General features: G+C 73.7%; 15 protein-coding genes. 9 read left to right on the forward strand and 6 right to left on the reverse strand.

Annotation, left to right across the window (positions count from 1 at the left end; all coding sequences use genetic code 11):
* The first annotated feature begins 15 nt into the window (after window positions 1–15).
* From BM051_RS13550 to BM051_RS13560, 3 genes are read left to right on the forward strand one after another with little or no spacing between them, the layout of a single operon-like run.
* Window positions 16–960 carry an ABC transporter ATP-binding protein gene (locus BM051_RS13550; RefSeq protein WP_177216929.1) on the forward strand — a complete coding sequence of 315 codons (945 nt, stop codon included), beginning with the start codon at window positions 16–18 and terminating at the stop codon, window positions 958–960.
* Window positions 957–1,778 (forward strand): ABC transporter permease, encoded by an 822-nt coding sequence (locus tag BM051_RS13555; protein WP_243859614.1) that lies wholly within the window; start codon window positions 957–959, stop codon window positions 1,776–1,778. The genes BM051_RS13550 and BM051_RS13555 overlap by 4 nt, the downstream gene beginning before the upstream one ends.
* 2 nt (window positions 1,779–1,780) lie before the next feature.
* On the forward strand, window positions 1,781–2,614 hold the full coding sequence (locus BM051_RS13560) for an ABC transporter permease (protein ID WP_177216930.1): 834 nt from the start codon (window positions 1,781–1,783) through the stop codon (window positions 2,612–2,614).
* Between the two features lie 14 nt (window positions 2,615–2,628).
* Here the strand turns inward: BM051_RS13560 and BM051_RS13565 are convergent, their stop codons facing one another.
* Entirely contained in the window at window positions 2,629–4,080 is a 1,452-nt protein-coding gene (locus BM051_RS13565; RefSeq protein WP_092530491.1) for a S8 family peptidase, read from the reverse strand.
* Between the two features lie 591 nt (window positions 4,081–4,671).
* Here BM051_RS13565 and BM051_RS13570 point away from each other — a divergent pair.
* The 5 genes from BM051_RS13570 to proB all read left to right on the forward strand — a co-directional run bounded on the left by BM051_RS13570 (window position 4,672) and on the right by proB (window position 11,374).
* Window positions 4,672–7,833, forward strand: a complete 3,162-nt coding sequence (locus BM051_RS13570; RefSeq protein WP_134046215.1) for a translation initiation factor IF-2 N-terminal domain-containing protein — start codon at window positions 4,672–4,674, stop codon at window positions 7,831–7,833.
* A 178-nt stretch (window positions 7,834–8,011) separates the two neighbouring features.
* Window positions 8,012–8,326: a 50S ribosomal protein L21 gene (gene rplU, locus BM051_RS13575; protein WP_092530492.1), complete on the forward strand. Its 315-nt coding sequence runs from the start codon at window positions 8,012–8,014 to the stop codon at window positions 8,324–8,326.
* A gap of 30 nt (window positions 8,327–8,356) precedes the next feature.
* Window positions 8,357–8,611: a 50S ribosomal protein L27 gene (rpmA, locus tag BM051_RS13580; RefSeq protein WP_092530493.1), complete on the forward strand. Its 255-nt coding sequence runs from the start codon at window positions 8,357–8,359 to the stop codon at window positions 8,609–8,611.
* Between the two features lie 136 nt (window positions 8,612–8,747).
* The gene (gene obgE, locus BM051_RS13585; RefSeq protein ID WP_092530494.1) at window positions 8,748–10,235 is read left to right on the forward strand and encodes a GTPase ObgE; all 1,488 of its coding nucleotides are present in this window, start codon (window positions 8,748–8,750) and stop codon (window positions 10,233–10,235) included.
* A 2-nt stretch (window positions 10,236–10,237) separates the two neighbouring features.
* Window positions 10,238–11,374: a glutamate 5-kinase gene (gene proB, locus BM051_RS13590; protein ID WP_092530495.1), complete on the forward strand. Its 1,137-nt coding sequence runs from the start codon at window positions 10,238–10,240 to the stop codon at window positions 11,372–11,374.
* 83 nt (window positions 11,375–11,457) lie between these two features.
* Here proB and BM051_RS13595 read toward each other — a convergent pair whose 3' ends face one another.
* The 3 genes from BM051_RS13595 to BM051_RS13605 form a co-directional block, all read right to left on the reverse strand.
* Entirely contained in the window at window positions 11,458–12,069 is a 612-nt protein-coding gene (locus BM051_RS13595) for a hypothetical protein (RefSeq protein ID WP_341770820.1), read from the reverse strand.
* Window positions 11,988–13,268, reverse strand: a complete 1,281-nt coding sequence (locus BM051_RS13600; RefSeq protein ID WP_092530497.1) for an MFS transporter — start codon at window positions 13,266–13,268, stop codon at window positions 11,988–11,990. Before BM051_RS13600 ends, BM051_RS13595 begins: the two co-directional genes overlap by 82 nt.
* 764 nt (window positions 13,269–14,032) lie before the next feature.
* Window positions 14,033–16,168 carry a RecQ family ATP-dependent DNA helicase gene (locus BM051_RS13605; protein ID WP_092530498.1) on the reverse strand — a complete coding sequence of 712 codons (2,136 nt, stop codon included), beginning with the start codon at window positions 16,166–16,168 and terminating at the stop codon, window positions 14,033–14,035.
* Between the two features lie 294 nt (window positions 16,169–16,462).
* Here BM051_RS13605 and nadD point away from each other — a divergent pair, with 294 nt between their 5' ends.
* Window positions 16,463–17,059, forward strand: coding sequence for a nicotinate-nucleotide adenylyltransferase (gene nadD / locus BM051_RS13610; RefSeq protein ID WP_092530499.1), 597 nt, complete (start codon window positions 16,463–16,465; stop codon window positions 17,057–17,059).
* Between the two features lie 91 nt (window positions 17,060–17,150).
* Here the strand turns inward: nadD and BM051_RS13615 are convergent, their stop codons facing one another.
* Window positions 17,151–17,438 carry a hypothetical protein gene (locus BM051_RS13615; RefSeq protein ID WP_092530500.1) on the reverse strand — a complete coding sequence of 96 codons (288 nt, stop codon included), beginning with the start codon at window positions 17,436–17,438 and terminating at the stop codon, window positions 17,151–17,153.
* Window positions 17,439–17,511: 73 nt separating this feature from the next.
* Entirely contained in the window at window positions 17,512–18,693 is a 1,182-nt protein-coding gene (locus tag BM051_RS13620; RefSeq protein WP_092530501.1) for a helix-turn-helix domain-containing protein, read from the reverse strand.
* Window positions 18,694–18,766: the final 73 nt, after the last annotated feature.

Below are 18,766 nucleotides of genomic sequence, written 5' to 3' on the forward strand. Positions count from 1 at the left end.
GGCAGTGTGCATGGTGTGAACACCGAAGGGGAGCAGGCGGGGCCGCTGGTCGAGGGCAAGGCACTGGTCAAGCGGTTCGGCGACGTCGAGGCGGTGCGCGGCATCGACGTCGAGGTCCGTCGCGGTGAGGCGTTCGGCTTCCTCGGGCCGAACGGTGCCGGCAAGTCGTCGACGATGCGGATGATCGGGTGCGTGTCGCCGCGCTCGGACGGTGACCTGACCGTGCTGGGCATGGACCCGGACCGGGACGGGCCGCGGATCCGCGCGCGGATGGGCGTGGTGCCGCAGCAGGACAACCTGGACACCGAGCTGACCGTGCGGCAGAACCTGCAGGTCTACGGTCGGTACTTCGGGCTGTCCCGGGCACACGTGCGGCGCAGGGCGGTGGAGCTGCTGGAGTTCGCGAACCTCACCGAGCGCGCCGACGACGAGGTGGAGCCGCTGTCCGGCGGGATGAAGCGGCGGTTGACCATCGCGCGGGCGCTGGTCAACGACCCGGAGCTGCTGTTGCTCGACGAGCCGACCACGGGGCTGGACCCGCAGGCCCGGCACCTGCTGTGGGACCGGTTGTTCCGGCTCAAGTCGCAGGGTGTCACGCTGATCGTCACCACGCACTACATGGACGAGGCCGAGCAGCTGTGCGACCGGCTCGTGGTGATGGACGGCGGGCGGATCGCCGCCGAGGGCTCGCCGTTGGAGCTGATCGCCCGGTTCTCCACCCGCGAGGTGCTCGAGTTGCGGTTCCCACCCGGCGAGCAGGACGGGGTGGTGCCACTGGTGGAGGACCTCGCCGACCGGCTCGAGGTGCTGCCCGACCGGCTGCTGCTCTACACCGACGCCGGCGAGGCGGCGCTGGAGCGGGTGCACGCGCGCGGCGTGCGGCCGCTGTCCAGCCTGGTCCGGCGGAGCACGCTGGAGGACGTGTTCCTCCGGCTGACCGGACGGAGCCTGGTCGAGTGAGCGTGGACGTCAGGCTGCCGCCGTGGTCCGCCGGCCGGGTGGTGCCGTCCTGGCGGGCGGCGTTGCTGCGGGTGGAGGGCCACTGGACATGGTACCGACGGTACTGGAAGTCCAATCTGTACTCCTCCGGGCTGCAGCCGGTGCTGTTCCTCGCCGCGATGGGGCTGGGCTTCGGTTCCCAGGTGCCGGCCGGGCCGGCAACCGGTGGACTGTCCTATCTGCACTTCGTCGCGCCGGCGCTGCTGGTCGCCGGCGCGGTGCAGCAGGCGGTGGCCGAGTCGAGCTTCCCGGTGCTGTCCGGGTTCAAGTGGCAGAAGGACTACCTCGCGGTCACCGCGACGCCGATCACCCCCGGGCAGGTCCTCGGTGGACAGTTGATCTGGGTCGCGCTGCGGCTGCTCATCGCCGGCGCGGTGTACGCGCTGGTCGCGCTCGCCTTCGGGGCCTGGCTCAACCCGGGCGCGGTCCTCGTGGTCGGGATCGGCGTCGTCGCCGGTATGGCCTGCGCGGCACCGGTGATGGCACTGGCCGCCACCACCAACGACGAGGGCTCGCGGTTCACCTCGCTGTTCCGGTTCGTGGTGATGCCGATGACCCTGTTCGCCGGCACGTTCTTCCCGATCACCCAGCTGCCCGCCGTGCTGCGCTGGCTGGCGTGGATCTCCCCGCTGTGGCACGGCAACGAGCTCGCCCGCGGCGTGACCCTGGGCGGGCTGGACCTCCTGCCGGCGCTGGGACACCTGGCGTTCCTGGTGGCGCTCTTCGCCGTCGGCGCGCTCGCCGCGCGGCACTACTTCTACCGTCGGCTGGTGGTGTGACGATGACCGGAGCGGCGACGGTGGCGGGTGCGCGTTCGCGCGGCCTGCTGGTGCGGATCCTGCCGCCCGCGCTGTACGCGGGCAGGGCGAGCGCGCTGCTGGAACGGTCCGTGCTGTCGTACTCGCGGGCGTGGCTGGTGTTCGTGTCCGGCGCGGTCGAGCCGCTGTTCTACCTGCTGGCGTTCCAGGTCGGGTTCGGCCGGCTGGTCACCGAGGTCGTCGGTCCGGACGGGCCGATGTCCTACGTGGCGTTCGTGGCGCCCGCACTGCTGGCCGCGTCGGCCATGAACGGGGCGGTGTTCGACGCGACCTACGGGGTCTTCTTCAAGTTCCGCTACTCGCGCACCTACGACGCCATGCTGGCCACGCCGATCGGCCCACTCGACATCGCGCTGGGTGAGATCGGCTGGGCGGTGCTGCGCGGCGGGCTGTACGCGGTGGCGTTCTTCGGCGTGATGGGCGGGATGGGGCTGGTCGCCTCGCCGTGGGCGGTGCTACTGATCCCGGCCGCGCTGCTGGTGGCGTTCGCGTTCGCCGCGGTCGGCATGGCGTGCGCGACGTTCCTGCGCTCGCCCTCGCAGTTCGACTTCGTCCAGCTCGCCGTGGTGCCGATGTTCCTGTTCTCCACCACGTTCTATCCGCTGTCGGTGTACCCGGACGCGCTGCAGGTGGTGGTCCAGCTGGTGCCGCTCTACCACGGCGTGGAGCTGATGCGCGGCCTGTCCGTCGGGGCCCTGGAGCCGTCGATGCTGCTGAACGTGGGCTACCTGGTGGCGCTGGCCACCGTGGGGGTGTGGGGCACGGCCCGCCGGCTGGGCACCCTGCTGCTGCGCTGACCCGCCGGACGGACCTACCGCACCGGGACCGGGCGCGCGGGTTGGGCCGGGCTCACCGCGGCGAGGGCGTCGACCAGGCCGTGGCCGTAGAAGCCGTTGTAGGCGGTGTATCCGGCGCAGTAGGCGTCCTGGGTACCGTTGCCGGTCAGGTCGTAGTCGGCGGGGCAGGGCACCGGCAGCGCTCCCGCCGCCAGCGCCTGGCGCAGCCGCCGCGGCGCGTGGTGGGGCCGGGTCGACGCCAGCAGCGCCGCCACCCCCGCCACGTGCGGCGCGGCCATCGAGGTGCCGCACAGCGACGCGTACCCACCGGGCACCGTGGACAGCACGCACCGCCCGGCGTCGCCGCCGGGGGCGGCGAGGTCGATCGCGCCGAGCCCGTAGGAGCTGTAGCCCGCCTTGACGCCCCGCTCGGTGACCGCCGACACGGTGACCACCTCGCGCAGGCCGGCCGGCAGCGCCGCGCAGTGCCCGCCGGGCGTCCCGCCTCCCCCCGCCGACCGGGCGACGGCCCGTGGCACCGGGGTGAGGTTCGTCGCGGTGTTGGTGGCCGCGGCCACGTTGAGCGTGCCGGCCGCGTCGGCGTGAGCGACCGCCCTGGTCACCGCTTCCCGCGCCACCGCGTGCCCGCCACCCTCCCCGCAGGACGGCGACCAGCTGTCGACGGCGTAGCTGCTGTTGGTGACGGCCAATCCGTTCCGCGCCGCCCACAGGAACCCGCAGACCACCGCCTCCGGGTCGACCCGGCCGTGGTCGTCGACCACCTTCACCGAGGCCAGCCGCACCCCGGGGGCCACTCCGGTCACGCCCCGGCCGTCGTCGGCGGCCGCGATGGTGCCCGCGACGTGGGTGCCGTGCGGGGACGTCGTCGGCTCCCACGCGGCCCGGTCCCGGTCCGGCGCCCCGGTCAGGCAGCCCGCGGACAGGTCCGGCGCGAGGGCCGCGGCCAGGTCGGGGTGGTCCGGGTCGATCCCGGAGTCGAGCACCCCGACCACCACGTCCCGGCTGCCCCGGTCGACCGCCCTGGCCAACTCGGCGTTGATCGCCCGCATGTTCCACTGCTCGGCGGTGCGGTCGGCGGTGGGGACCGCCGCGGCGCCGAGGCGGTCCAGCCGCTCGCGCGGCGCGCCGGTCCCGGACCGCAGGCGCTCCCGCTGCGCGCTGAACGCCCGGCCGGTGCTCAACCGGTCGGCGAAGTCCCGGTCGGCCGAGGTGGCGACGGCGACCGCGATCTCCGGGTAGTAGATCGTCGGGGCACCGCACGCGGCGAGGATCTCGCTGGTCGCGGCGCTCTCCGCGGTGCCGCGGTCGAACACCACCAGGTAGCGCAGGGGGGCGCCACCGGAGTCCCCACAGCCGTCGGCCTGGGCGCCGAGCACCGGGCTGGCGGCCACCAACTGCCCGGCGACCAGCAGCGCGGCGCAGGTGAGCATCGCGCTGGTCCGCCGCACGGACACCGCAACCTCCATCGCCACTGCTCGTCGGACCCGCTCGGCTCGGTGTCGCCGGCCGCCGGGTGCCGCTCTCGACGCGCACGCTAGCCACCCTCGGCGGGGTGGACAAGCGATTCGACGAAGTTCCCCCACCGGTGCGCGGCGGCCGTGCATGTCGCCCTCCCGCCGCACATGGCGCGGGCCGCGGGGTGCGCTCGGGCACCGAGCACCCGTCCGGGCGCGTGCCGTGTGGAATACTCGACGATGGCTACCGGATCGCGGCACCGCCCAGGCGTGGTGCGCGGCGGCACGGTGGCCCGGTGACGTGCCGGGTGAACGCCAGGACGTCGCCGCCGCGAGCACTGCGGGTGCCGGCGGCGAGGCGACGTGGGAGGTGGCGAACCGCCAGCGTGCGCGCGGAGCGTGACCGAGAAGGGACCTGCCACCGGCGGGCCGGCGACCCGGCACCCTGGTGGCGTGCAGGACAGGATTCCCGCCGTCGGCCAGCGCCGTGGCGGACCACAACAAGAGGCCCCTGTGCGGCCGCGTCCTGACCAGCCGGTTCCGGTGTGAGGAGAGACCTCGACCGGAGGCGGCGACGGACGCGCCCGGGGGCGGAGGAGACATATGTCGAACGCGGAGACACCCGCCGAGAACCAGGGCGGGACTACCGCCACACCCGACAACGGCCCGCTGGCCGCACTGCCCGACCGGATCAGGGTGCACGCCCTGGCCAAGCTGCTCGGTTCGAGCAGCCGCGAGCTGCTGACCACGCTGTCCGAGCTGGGAGTGGCCGCCCGCAGCGCCCAGTCCAGCATGTCCAGGGAGGACGCGCTGCGGGTCGCCGAGTCCCTCGGCGTGACCGGGCTCACCGACGCCGGGCCCGAGATCACCCAACCGACCAGCGAGCCGGCGACCGAGCCGACCGAGCCGACCAGGTCGGCTCGCACCGAGCCCGCACCGAGCGCCGCCGACCGGGCCGACCGGGGGGCGGCGCCGAGCCGGCCGGCCACCCCGTTCTCCGCGCCGCCGGAGACCCCGGCTGGGCTGCCCGAGCCGGCCGCCCCGGCCGCCCCGCACGTACCGGTGTTCGCCGCACCGTCGCCGGTGTTCCTGCCGCCCGAGCCGGAGGCCGGGGTGGAGCCGGGGGAGCCGGCGCGGGCCGAGGCCCCGGAGGCCCCGGACACCACGAGCGGCCCGGACACGGACGACTCCGACGAGTCGGAGTCCGCCGGCCGGCGCCGCCGCCGCCGGGGCCGGCGCGGTCGCGGCCGGGGCAAGGGCGGTGACGACACCGGTGCCGAGCAGTCGGAGTCGGCGGGCAAGGCCGAGCCGTCCGGGGATGGCGCGGACAAGCAGGACAAGTCGGACAAGACTGATAAATCGGAGAAGTCTGCCAAGACGGACAAAGCTGACAAGGCCGACAAGTCTGACAAGACTGGCAAGGCGGAGAAGTTCGACAAGGCCGCCCAGTCGGCCGAGGCCGAGCCGGACACCAACGGTGACGAGGCCGGGGCCGAGTCGGGGGACGGCGAGGATGGTGAGACCTCCAGCCGCCGCCGGCGGCGGCGCCGGCGGCGCAAGGGCGGTGCCGACACCGACGCCGACACGACCGAGACCGGCGACGACCCGCCGAACACCGTGGTGCACGTCCGGGAGACCAAGGGCGAGACCGCCGGCAGGGACGGGGTGCGCAGCGTGCGCGGCTCCACCCGGCTCGAGGCCAAGCGCCAGCGGCGCCGCGACGGCCGGGAGGCCGGCCGCCGGCGGGCGCCGATCCTGTCCGAGTCGGAGTTCCTGGCCCGGCGGGAGTCGGTCGATCGGACGATGGTGGTCGCCGAGCGGGACGGCTCCACGCAGATCGGGGTGCTCGAGGACGGCGTGCTCGTGGAGCACTTCGTGACGACCTCGGGCAGCGGCTCGATCGTCGGGAACGTCTACCTCGGCCGGGTGCAGAACGTGCTGCCGTCGATGGAGGCGGCGTTCATCGACATCGGCAGGGGCCGCAACGCCGTGCTCTACGCCGGCGAGGTCGACTGGGACGCGGCCGGCCTCGAGGGCAAGGCCCGCAAGATCGAGCAGGCGCTGTCCACCGGTGACAACGTGCTGGTGCAGGTCACCAAGGACCCGGTCGGGCACAAGGGCGCCCGGCTGACCACCCAGATCTCGCTGCCCGGCCGGTTCCTGGTCTACGTCCCGTCCGGCGGCGCCACCGGCATCTCCCGCAAGCTGCCGGAGAACGAGCGGCGCCGGCTCAAGGACATCCTCAAGCGCATCGTCCCCGAGGACGCGGGGGTGATCATCCGCACCGCGTCGGAGGGCATCAGCGAGGCCGAGCTGGAGCGCGACGTGCGCCGACTCAAGGCGCAGTGGGAGGTCATCAAGGAGAAGGCCGCCGCGGCGAACGGCTCCTCCGGCAAGAAGAAGTCCGGTGCGCCGGCCATGCTCTACGAGGAGCCGGACCTGCTGGTGAAGGTCGTGCGCGACCTGTTCACCGAGGACTTCGGCAGGCTCGAGGTGCAGGGCGAGACCGCGTGGGAGACCATCTCCGCCTACGTCGAGCACGTGGCGCCGGACCTGCGCGACCGGCTCAAGAAGTACACCGGCACGGGGGACGTCTTCGCCGACTACCGGATCGACGAGCAGCTCACCAAGGCGCTCGACCGCAAGGTGTGGCTGCCCTCCGGCGGCTATCTGGTCATCGACCGCACCGAGGCGATGACGGTGATCGACGTCAACACCGGCAAGTTCACCGGCTCCGGGGGCAACCTGGAGGAGACGGTGACCCGCAACAACCTGGAGTCGGCCGAGGAGATCGTCCGGCAGCTCCGGTTGCGTGACATCGGCGGCATCATCGTGATCGACTTCATCGACATGGTGCTGGAGTCCAACCGCGAGCTGGTGCTGCGCCGACTCACCGAGTGCCTCGGCAGGGACCGCACCCGGCACCAGGTGGCCGAGGTCACGTCACTGGGCCTGGTGCAGATGACCCGCAAGCGGGTGGGCACCGGGCTGCTCGAGTCGTTCTCCACCACCTGTGAGCACTGCAAGGGCCGCGGCGTGCTGATCTCCACCGAGCCGCAGCGCGGTAACGGTGGCGGTGGCCACCAGCACGGCGGATCCCGCCGGTCGCGCGGCCGGGGCAAGGCCGACGACGGCGCGCCGGCCGAGCGCACCGAGCAGGCGCCCGCCGGACCCACGCCCGAGCAGCGGGAGTCGGTGGTCTCGGCCGTGCAGGCGATGGCCAGCGCGTCCAAGACCGCGAAGGGCGGTGAGGGCGACTCGACCGGGCACGAGGAGACCCCGCGCAACGGGCGCGCCCCGGCCGCGGAGTCCGGCGGCCGCGGGGAGCGGAAGGCCCCGCGGGGCCGGAAGGACCGGGCCGAGCGCGCGGAGCCGGCCGCGGTGGGCACGACGCCCGAGTCCGGCCCCGCGCCCGAGCGCCCCGGAACGGGCGCGGCGGAAGCCGGGGCCGCCGACGCGCCGGCCGGCCTGGACCGGCCCGGCACCGGCGAGACCGCCCCGGCGCCGGAGCCGGCGGGCGAGGAGAAGGTTACGGACGGCGGCGCGTCGACCGAGCGCGAGCCGGAGGCGCGTCCCGAGTCGGCCCACCCGGCCGAGCCCATGACCCCGGCGCCCACCGGCCAGGAGGGCGGGACCGGTGAGCCGACCCAGCCCGAGGTGCCCCACGTCCCGGCGCCCGCCGTGCGGTCCACCACCCGGCGGCCGCGCCGCCGGGCGGCGTCGCGGCCCGCTGGCCCGCCGGTGAACGTCTCGGACAACACCTGACGACCCGAAGATCCGCACCCCGGTGTGGGCCGCTGTCCGGGCTTCCCGTAACCTGGACAGCGGCCCGTCGCCAGAGGCGGGCCTCACGGTGCGCGAGCCCCGGACCGCCCCCGGCGGGCCGGCCGCGCCAGCACCACCCGCACGTCCCAATCCACAGTCGAGTAAGCAGGAGACTTCCGTGTCGGCGTACGCGATCGTCAAGACCGGCGGCAAGCAGTACAAGGTGGCTGTCGGCGACGTCGTCGAGGTCGAGAAGCTCGAGGGCGAGCCGGGCACCGAGCACACCTTCCCCGCCGTGCTGGTCGTCGATGGCGGCGAGGTCACCACGGACGCCGACGCGCTGGCGAAGGTCTCGGTCACCGGCAAGGTCGTCGAGCAGACCAAGGGTCCGAAGATTCGGATCCACAAGTTCAAGAACAAGACCGGCTACCACAAGCGCCAGGGTCACCGGCAGCGGTTGACCCGCGTCGAGGTCACCGGCATCACCAAGTAAGGCTGTTGCAGCAAAGGAGAGTGACCAGAGATGGCACACAAGAAGGGCGCCTCCAGCTCCCGCAACGGCCGTGACTCCAACCCGCAGTACCTCGGTGTCAAGCGGTTCGGCGGTCAGGTCGTCAAGGCCGGCGAGATCCTGGTTCGGCAGCGCGGCACCAAGTTCCACCCCGGCGTGAACGTCGGTCGCGGCGGTGACGACACCCTGTTCGCGCTGTCCGCGGGCGCGGTCGAGTTCGGCACGAAGCGCGGTCGCAAGACGGTCAGCGTCGTCTCGGCCGAGTAACTCGGACCACTCGGGCGACGGGTGCCTGCCACATGCGCGGGCCTCGTCGCCCTTTTGCTATCCACCACCGGGACGAGCCCGCCCCGCGAGGGCGCCGGCTCCCGTGGTGGCCGCAGACATTCGGGAGAGGACGGGCATGGCGTCACGGTTCGTCGACCGCGTGGTGATCCACGTGGCCGCCGGTGACGGTGGCAACGGCTGTGCCTCGGTGCACCGGGAGAAGTTCAAGCCGCTCGGGGGGCCCGACGGCGGCAACGGCGGCAAGGGCGGCGACGTGCTGCTGGTCGTCGACCCCAACGTGCACACCCTGCTCGACTTCCACTACCGGCCGCACGCCCGGGCGCGCAACGGCAAGCAGGGCCAGGGCAGCCACCGCAACGGCGCCGCGGGCGAGGACCTCGAGCTGCGCGTGCCGGACGGCACGGTGGTGCTCACCGAGGACGGGGAGGTGCTCGCCGACCTGGTCGGTCCCGGCACCACGTTCGTCGCGGCGAAGGGCGGCCGCGGGGGCCTCGGTAACGCAGCATTGGCGTCGCGAGCGCGCAAGGCGCCGGGCTTCGCGCTGCTCGGCGAGCCCGGCGAGCAACACGACCTGGTGCTGGAGCTGCGCTCGGTGGCGGACGTGGGCCTCGTCGGCTTTCCCTCGGCGGGCAAGTCGTCGCTGATCTCGGTGCTGTCCGCGGCCAAGCCGAAGATCGCCGAGTACCCGTTCACCACGCTGGTGCCCAATCTCGGGGTGGTCACCGCGGGGGACACGGTGTTCACCATGGCCGACGTGCCCGGGCTGATCCCGGGCGCCAGCGAGGGCAAGGGGCTCGGGCTCGACTTCCTGCGGCACATCGAACGCTGCGCCGTGTTGGTGCACGTGGTCGACTGCGCCACCCAGGAGCCCGGCCGCGACCCGGTGTCCGATATGGACGCCCTGGAGGCGGAGTTGGCGAAGTACACCCCGGGTCTCGGGGGGGACCTCGCCGAGCGGCCGCGGATGGTGGTGCTCAACAAGGTCGACGTGCCGGAGGCGGCCGAGCTGGCCGAGCTGATCCGGCCGGACCTCGAGCGACGCGGGCTGCGTGTGTTCGAGGTGTCCACCGCCACCCGACAGGGGTTGCGGGAGCTGACCTTCGCGCTGGGCGAGGTGGTCGAGGCGGACAGGGCGGCGCGGCCAGCGCCGGCGCCGCGCCGGATCGTGCTGCAACCGCCCGCCGTGGACGACTCCGGGTTCACCGTGGAGCCCGATTCGGACGAGCCCGGCGGGTTCGTCGTGCGCGGGCCCAAGCCGGAGCGCTGGGTGCGGCAGACCAACTTCGGCAACGACGAGGCCGTGGGCTACCTCGCCGACCGGCTCAACCGGCTCGGGGTCGAGGACGAGTTGGCCCGGCTCGGGGCTCGGCCGGGCAGCCCGGTGACGATCGGCGACGTGACGTTCGACTGGGAGCCGTCCACGCCCGCCGGCATCGCCGGCACCCCGTCCGGCCGGGGCACCGACGCGCGGTTGGAGCAGAGCGGCCGGGTCAGCGCCGCCGAGCGGAAGGAGGCCCGGCGGATCCGCCGGGAGGGCGTGCCCGACGCCGAGGCCGGCGAGGGTGCCCACTCCACCGAGAACCGGGTGGACGGGGATGGCTGAGAATGGCTGAGGCGGCCGTCGGTGCGCGCCGCGACGCCCGCGCGGCCATCGCGGCGGCCGGGCGCCTGGTGGTGAAGGTCGGGTCCTCCGCGTTGACGTCGACCGGTGACGGCCTCGACGGCGACCGGCTGGACGCGCTGGTCGACGCGGTGGCCGGCCGGGTGCGCCGGGGGACGCAGATCGTGCTGGTCTCCTCCGGCGCGATCGGCGCCGGGCTGGCGCCGCTGTCGCTGCGGGCCCGGCCGCGGGACCTCGCCACCCAGCAGGCCGCCGCCAGCATCGGGCAGCTGGCCCTCGCGCACGCGTACGCCGAGTCGTTCAACCGGTACCGGCTGACCGTCGGTCAGGTGCTGCTGACGTCGGACGACGTGGTGCGCCGCACCCACTACCGCAACGCGGAGCGGACGTTCGCCCGGCTGCTCGCGTTGGGCGCGGTACCGGTGGTGAACGAGAACGACACGGTGGCCACCGAGGAGATCCGGTTCGGCGACAACGACCGGCTCGCGGCGTTGGTCGCCCACCTCGTCGGCGCCGAGGGGCTCGTGCTGCTGTCCGACGTGGACGCCCTCTACGACGGTGACCCGCGGCGTGGCGCCACCCACAAGGTCACCGAGGTGACCGGTGAGGCCGACCTGGACGGCCTGGAGGTGGGGATGTCCAGCTCCGGGCTGGGGACCGGGGGCATGGTGTCCAAGCTGGCGGCGGCGCGCACCGCCGCGGCGGCCGGGATTCCGGTGCTGCTGGCCGCGGCGACCGAGGCGGCCAGGGCGCTCGGCCCCGCCGACGTGGGCACCGCGTTCCGGCCGGCGGGGTCGCGGCTGTCGGCGCGGCGGTTCTGGCTGGGGTACGCGGCCGGGGTGAGCGGCCGGCTGCACCTGGACGACGGCGCCGTGCAGGCGGTGGTGCACCGCCGGCGCTCGCTGCTGGCCGCGGGGATCACCGGGGTGGACGGTGACTTCCAGGCGGGCGACGTGGTCGACCTGGTCGACTCGGCGCAGCGGGTGGTGGCCCGTGGGGTGGTCGCGTTCGACGTGGCCGAGCTGCCGGACCTGATCGGCCGGTCGAGCCACGAGCTGCCGGAGGAACAGCGCCGGGAGGTCGTGCATGCCGACGACCTCGTTCCCCTCCGCCGCCACTGACCCGCGGCTCGCGCTGAGCCGACTCCGCCCCCTCGGGTGGACGCTACGGCTCCCGCCCCGGACGACCTCGGCACGCGGCGTGGCTAATGCTCGTGCCGCCGCGGTCCGGTGTCACCGGCGGAGTCGTCGGCCGGCCCGCGGTCCCCGACGGGTTCCTCGTCACCCGGCGTCAGCTCGTCCCGCGATGTCTCCCTTCCGGCACCGCTGCCGAGTGCCGGTGAGCCAGCTGCGTCCGCCCTGGTGGGGCACAGGTGGCGGGCGAGGCGGGCCGCCTGCTCGGCGTAGGCCTCGACGAACCCGGGGGAGTCCGGGTCGAGTCCGGGGATGGCCCGTGCCGCGGCGCCGAACGCCACCGGCGCGCTGCCGAGGCTGATCAACATGAGCATCAGGTGGGCCGGGTCCAGGTCGCCGGGGAGGTCGCCGGCCCGCTGCCGCTGCCGCAGGTACTCGACCCGCTCGCGCAGGAAGTCCCGCTGTGCGCCCGCCTCCTCCGCGGTGCCGGTGCCGGTGCCGCCGGTGAGGTTCTCCCACATCAGCAGGCGCGCCGCGGCGGGGTCACGGAGGAGGCCGCGCACGAACTCGACGACGGTGTCCGCGATCGTGGCGGCGCCGGTCAGCGCAGCACGCTTCCCCTGGTCTCGGGCAACCGCAGGATCACCAGGAAGGCCACGGCGGCCCCGGCGGCGACGTACCAGAAGAACACGGTCGACGCGCCGGCCGTGGCCAGCGCGCTGATCACCAGCGGAGCGGTGCCGCCGAACAGCGCGACGGTGAGGTTGTACCAGGCGCCGATGCCCAGCGCGCGGACCTCGGTCGGGAACAGTTCGCTCATCACCGCCGGGGCGATCGAGGTCATCGCCGTGTACAGGCCGAGCCCGACGCAGAACACCACCAGCAGGTTGACCACCCCGGGCCGCACCAGGGTGGACAGCGGCACGATGAGCACGGCGGTGGCCGCCGACCACACCAGCAGCTGCGGCTTGCGGCCGAACCGGTCGGCCACCGCGCCCATCGGGTACTGCAACGCGACGAACAACGCGGTGGCGATGGACAGCGCGAGGAACACGTGCTCGTCGTTCACGCCCCGCGTCCGCACGGCGAACGGGGTCAGCGCGCTGAAGAACGTGTAATAGCACAGGGTGGACAGCATGGTGAAGCCGACGAGCTGACCGACCGCCCGTGGGTGCTCGCGCAGAGTCGTCGCCAGGGGGTGGCGCACCCGGCGGGCCTTGACCTTGTTGCCCTCGAACTGCTCGGTCTCGTGCAGCGTGCGGCGCAGCCACAGGGCGACCACCCCGAACACCCCGCCCAGCAGGAAGGGGATCCGCCAGCCGAAGGACTCCAGCTGGGCCGGGTCCAGCGCCCGGGACAGCACGTAGCCGAGCAGCGAGGCGAGCAGCACCGCCGAGCCGGTGGAGATGTAGAAGAACGACGAGTACCGGCCGCGGCGGCGCGGTGGTGCGATCTCCGCCAGGTAGGCCGACGCGTTCGAGACCTCGCCGCCCAGTGACATCCCCTGACCGACCCTGGCGAGCAGCAGCAGGATCGGGGCCAACCAGCCGACCTGCTCGAACGTCGGCAGCAGCCCGATCGCCAGCGAGCCGCCGGCCATCAGCACGATCGTGAAGATCATCGCCGGTCGCCGCCCGCGCACGTCGGCGAAGCGGCCGATGAGCATGCCGCCGAGTGGGCGGAAGAAGAACGCCAACGCGTAGGTCGCGAAGGCGTTGATCTCCGCCAGCTCTCCGGGGAAGAACGCCCCGGCGAAGTAGATGCTGAACGTGGCGTAGATCGTCCAGTCGAACCACTCGAGCGCGTTGCCGGCGCTGGCCGCGACGAGCTTCCGGACCGGAAGCCGGTGCCGACTGTTCGTACGCGCGCCCGCCTCGACCACCCTGCCTCCCAACCGGTCCGCCCGCTGTTCCGAATGAGCCGAACGGGCCCACCGCGTCGGACCCTGCCACACCGCCACCGCGCGTCGTAAGATCTTGACACGGCCTTGTCCGGCAGTGCCGACGTGGGCCGGGGCCAACCGGACCACCGGCTGGCGAGACCCGACGACGCCCACCTGAGAGCGACTACCCCGGGCGGTTGTCGTCGGGCTGTTGTGGTCGAGCCACTGTCGTCGAACCGTCGCCCTCGAGTAGCCACCACCACGTCACCGCACCGAGCAGCCCCGCCACATTGCCGACACCGAGCAGCCTCCGGCGACACACCGTCACCGAGCAGAACCGCAGGGCCGCCGTTTCGGCTACCTGCGTCCCACCTGGCGGCGCCGCGTCCACCAGTGCGCACCGCGCTCGCCCGCGTCGCGCCGGGGTTGCTCGCCGCGACCCGGGCGGCCCGAGAATCCTTCACCGAACCGGGGCCCCTCCGCCCGCCTGTCCAACCCGTGGCCCGAATCCGCCCACTGACCCAACCAGGTACCCGGAGATGCACGTCCCGGAAGGCAGAGCCGACATGCTGTGCCGGGGCGCATGTCGGGCTCGCCGTGCCCGATCGGGTGCCCGCGGCGCCGCACTCGATCCGGTGTGCCCCAGGGACGCCGTCCCCCCGGACGTCGTGCCCGCGGCGGTGCTCGGGAGACCCTGCCCCACGGAACGCGGCTCGGGGCGTCGTTGCCCGACGCGGGGCCGGGAGGATCGCGGTGGGCCGACCTCAGGAGGTCGTGGCCAGCGCGAACGGCAGGATCACTGGCGCACCTCCCTTCCGCAGCAGGCGCGTCGCCACCGTCATGGTCCAGCCGGTGTCGACCACGTCGTCGACCAGCAGGATCGGGCCGTCCAACCCGGACACCTTCGCCGCCAGCGCGTCCGGCAGCCGCAGCCGGGACCACAGGTCGGCGAGCCGCTGGGCGCTGTTCGATCCGCGCGGTGGTGGCCCGTGCGCCTCGACCGCACCCAGCAATGGCATCCGGCCGATGGCGGCGAGGCGCTGCGCGAGGTCGCGCACCAGGGTCGGCCGGGTGTGTGACGCGATCCCGACCACCGCGGCCGGCCGGGCCGGCCAGTCCCAGGCGGCCAGTACCTGGACACAGGCCTGGAACACCGGCTCCGGCACCGGGCCGTCGGCGGCCTCCGGACCGAGCAGCTCCCGGAGTCGGGTACCCCAGCCGATGTCGGTGAGCCGGCCGAGCGCGCGGCCCGGCTCGGCCTGCTCACCCTTCGGGATCCGGCCCGACACGGGCACGTCCAGCGTCGCCATCGCGGTGGGCCACTGGCGGCGTGGCGCGACCTCGACCCCGGGCCGGCGGAGCCGTTCGGCGGTGCCCGCCGACGTCTCCGCCGACACCTCGGCCGACCAGCGGCGCCCCGTACAGTTGTCGCAGCGCCCGCACGGGGCGGCGTGCGGGTCGTCGAGCTGCCGGAGCAGGAACTCCATCCGGCACCCTTCGGTGTCGAGGTAGTCGAGCATCGCCCGCTGCTCGGCCGCACGGGCCGCCCGGACCCGCTGGTAACGCTCGCCGTCGTAGTGCCACTCCTGCCCGGTGCTCACCCAGCCGCCACGTACCCGACGTACCGCGCCGTCCACGTCGAGCACCTTGAGCACCATCTCCAGCCGCGACCGGGACAGCTCGACCCTCGGCTCCAGCGCGGCGGTCGAGAGTGGACGGTCCGCGGCGGCGAGCGTCCGGAGCACCTGCGCCACCTGCCGCTCTCCCGGGAAGGCCAGCGACCCGAAGTAGCGCCAGATCTCCTGGTCCTCGACGCCGGGAAGGAGCAGCACCTCGGCCCGCCGGACCCCGCGCCCGGCTCGCCCCACCTGCTGGTAGTAGGCGATCGGGGAGGCGGGCGAGCCGAGGTGCACCACGAAGCCGAGGTCGGGCTTGTCGAAGCCCATCCCGAGCGCGGAGGTCGCCACCAGGGCCTTGACCCGGTTGGCCAGCAGGTCGTCCTCGGCGGCGATCCGGTCGGCCGGGTCGGTCTTGCCGGTGTAGGCGGCCACCGGGTACCCGCGCTCGCGCAGCAGCGCCGTGACGTCGTGCGCGGCCGCGACGGTGAGCGTGTAGACGATGCCCGAACCGGGCAGGTTCTCGAGGTGCTCGGCCAACCAGGCCAGCCGGGACTCGGCGGTCGGGAGCCGGACCACGCCGAGGTGCAGGCTCTCCCGGTCGAGCGGGCCGCGCAGCACCAGCGCCGCGGTGCCCGGGTTCGCGCTGCCCACACCCAGCTGGTCGGCGACGTCGGTGACCACCCGGTCGTTGGCGGTGGCGGTGGTGGCCAGCACCGGCACCCCCGCCGGCAGGGCGCCGAGCAGGGTGCGCAACCGCCGGTAGTCCGGGCGGAAGTCGTGGCCCCAGTCGGAGATGCAGTGCGCCTCGTCGACGACGAGCAGCCCGGTGGAGGCGGTGAGCTCGGGCAGCACGGCGTCCCGGAAGTCCGGATTGTTCAGCCGCTCCGGGCTCACCAGCAGCACGTCGACCTCGCCGGCCGCGATCGCGACCCGCACCTGCTCCCACTCCTGCACGTTCGCGGAGTTCATCGTGGTGGCGGCGATGCCGGCGCGGGCAGCGGCCGCGATCTGGTTGCGCATCAGCGCCAGCAGGGGCGAGACGATCACGGTGGGGCCGGCGCCCCGCTCCCGGAGCAACGCGGTGGCCACGAAGTACACCGCCGACTTGCCCCACCCGGTGCGCTGGACGACCAGCGCCCGCCGGCGGTGCTCGACCAGTGCCTCGATCGCGGTCCACTGGTCCTCGCGCAGGGCGGCTCCGTCGCCGGCGAGCGCCGTGAGCAGGGACTCGGCGCGCTGCCGGAGCGGTGTCCGGAGGGCTGTGGTGGGGGTGCTGTTCATGGGATCCACGTGTACCGCATCGGACCGACGGGGGCGGAATCGCGACGGCACGAACGGAGCCGCCGGTTCACGAAACCAGAGAATGTGTGTCGCAGATCACTTTTCTCGGGTTGGCAGGCCTCGTGATGAGGCGGCGGGCTCGCGCTCTCACCGGTGTGCCGGTCCTCGCGGGGGAGGACCGGCGCGCGGCGGGCGACGACCCGCCGCAACCGCGGTGCGCGGGGACGGCCCCTTCGGGGAGCGGTAGGGCCGACCCGCGCACCGCGCCTCAACTGGGCGTATACGCTCGGGCTCATGTCGCCACGCCGCATCGGGGTCATGGGGGGCACGTTCGACCCCGTGCACCACGGACACCTCGTCGCCGCCAGCGAGGTCCAGTCCCGCTTCCACCTCGACGAGGTCATCTTCGTGCCGACCGGGCAGCCGTGGCAGAAGTCCGACCGGATCGTCACCAAGCCCGAGGACCGGTACCTGATGACCGTGATCGCCACGGCCTCCAACCCGGTCTTCTCGGTGAGCCGCGTCGACATCGACCGGGGCGGCAAGACCTACACCGTGGACACGCTGCGTGACCTGCACGCCGAGTACCCCGACGACGAGCTCTTCTTCATCACCGGCGCCGACGCGCTCGAGCAGATCCTGACCTGGCGCAACGCCGAGGAGCTCTTCGACCTCGCGCACTTCATCGGCGTCACCCGCCCCGGGTACCACCTCAACGACCACCACCTGCCCAGCGGCAAGGTGAGCCTGATCGAGGTGACCGCCATGGCGATCTCGTCCACCGACTGTCGGCAGCGGGTGCTCAACGGTGAGCCGGTCTGGTATCTGGTGCCCGACGGCGTGGTGCGCTACATCGACAAGCGCCGGCTGTACCGCCACCCACCGGTCTGAGCTGGGCTGAAGGTACCGTGGTCGAGTAGCTGGGGATGGAACCCGGTCGACGCGGATGTGTCCGCGCATCGGCGCCGACCGGGGGCCGGGGTCAGCGGGAGCAGCAGGCCTGCCGCAGGCGCCGGACGAAGCCGGGCTCCCGCTCCGAGCAGACGCGGCAGGGTGGCAGCACCTCGAGGTAGTCCTCCGACGCGACGACGCACGCCGCGCCACACACCGCTCGGTAGGCCACCCCGTAGCGGTACGGGACCATCTCGGCCCCGATCGGGACCCAGTGCGCCAGCCGGCGGGCCGCCTCGGCCACCCCGCCGCACATCACGTGCCCGGCGGAGTGCCGTGCGGTGGAGCCCACCGGCTCCCTGCCGTCGCTGCGTCGCATGACCCCAGAGTGCGCCGCCGGCGGCGGAAAACGTTGACTCCGTGGCAACTACTCGATCGGAGCAGTGCCGGCGTCAGACGGTCAGGCCGGCGCGGAACGCCATTCCCCGCAGCTCGCGGCCCACGGCGTCGCGCTTCGCCTTGGCCAGCAGCTCCGCCAGCACCGAGCGCATGAACGGGTGCCGGTGGATCCGCGCGGGCGCGATCCGCTCCGCCCTGCGCAGCATCAGCACGGCGTCCTCGTGCCGCTTGGGCAGCCGCGCCAGCGCCCGCCCGTACTCGCGCCAGTACGCGGCCTTGCGGGTCGGCGAGGGCAGCGCGTCGGGGTCGACCGACTGGGCGATCCGGGCGGCCTCGGCGTGCTCGCCGGCCTCCAGCGCCACCGACATCCGCCACACGCCCACGTTCGCCGGCCCGAAGCCGAACCACCACGCGTCGCCGTCGCCGCTGCGCTCGGCCAGCTCGGTCGCGTGGTCGAGGGCCGCCGCGCGCTCCCGCTGGTCCCCCCGAGCGGCGGCGACCAGCGACGAGGCCAGCGCGAGCATGCCGGACAACTGCAGTTGCTCGCCGGTCGCGGTGCCCACCCGCGGCGCGGCCAGCGTCTGCGCCGCCAGGTCCAGCGCGCCGGCGCCGAGCAGGCCGAAGCCGGTGCCGAACGCGCTCGCCGCCTCGGCCACCGGGTCGTCGGCCAACCGTTCGGCGGCGTGCCGGGCGAGCGTGGCGGCCTGCCACGCGAGGTCCAGCGGCGCGCCCACGTCCATCAGCCACGCCTGCGTGCCCTGCACGTGGGTGAGCACCAACAGGCGGAGCAGCGTGCGCTGGTCCCCGCCGGCCGCCAGTGCGGTGTGCAGGTCACGGATCAACGCCGGGAGCGCCTCGCCGACCACGGCGTACCGGCAGTCCCGCTGGGCGGCGAGCACGTCGCTCACCCGGGCCGTGAGTGCCTCCGCCGGCATCCACTCACCGCATGGCTCACCCATGCTCACCGCGAGCAACGCCAGCCGCACCGCGCCCAGGGAGCGCTCCTCGTCGAGCTCGCCCGGCGTGGCGAGCGCACCGCTGGTGATCTCGGTCGGCGCGACATCCAGCGCGTTCGCCAGCGCCACGATCAGCGAGCGGCGGTCCAGCGCCCGGTCCCCGGACTCGAGCCGGGACAGGTAGGACGGGGAGATGCCGGCCAGCCCGGCGACCACCGTGAGCGACTTGCCGCGCGCATGGCGGATCTGGCGCAGCGTGCGGCCGATCCCGGGTGTCATACCTCCAGGGTAGTTGAGTCCCCCGTCGGGGTGGACACGGAAAGTAGGCAGCCGTTCGCTCCGTCCGAGGTCG

This window comes from Amycolatopsis arida, assembly GCF_900115565.1.
In the GTDB taxonomy this organism is placed as follows: Bacteria; Actinomycetota; Actinomycetes; order Mycobacteriales; family Pseudonocardiaceae; genus Yuhushiella; species Yuhushiella arida.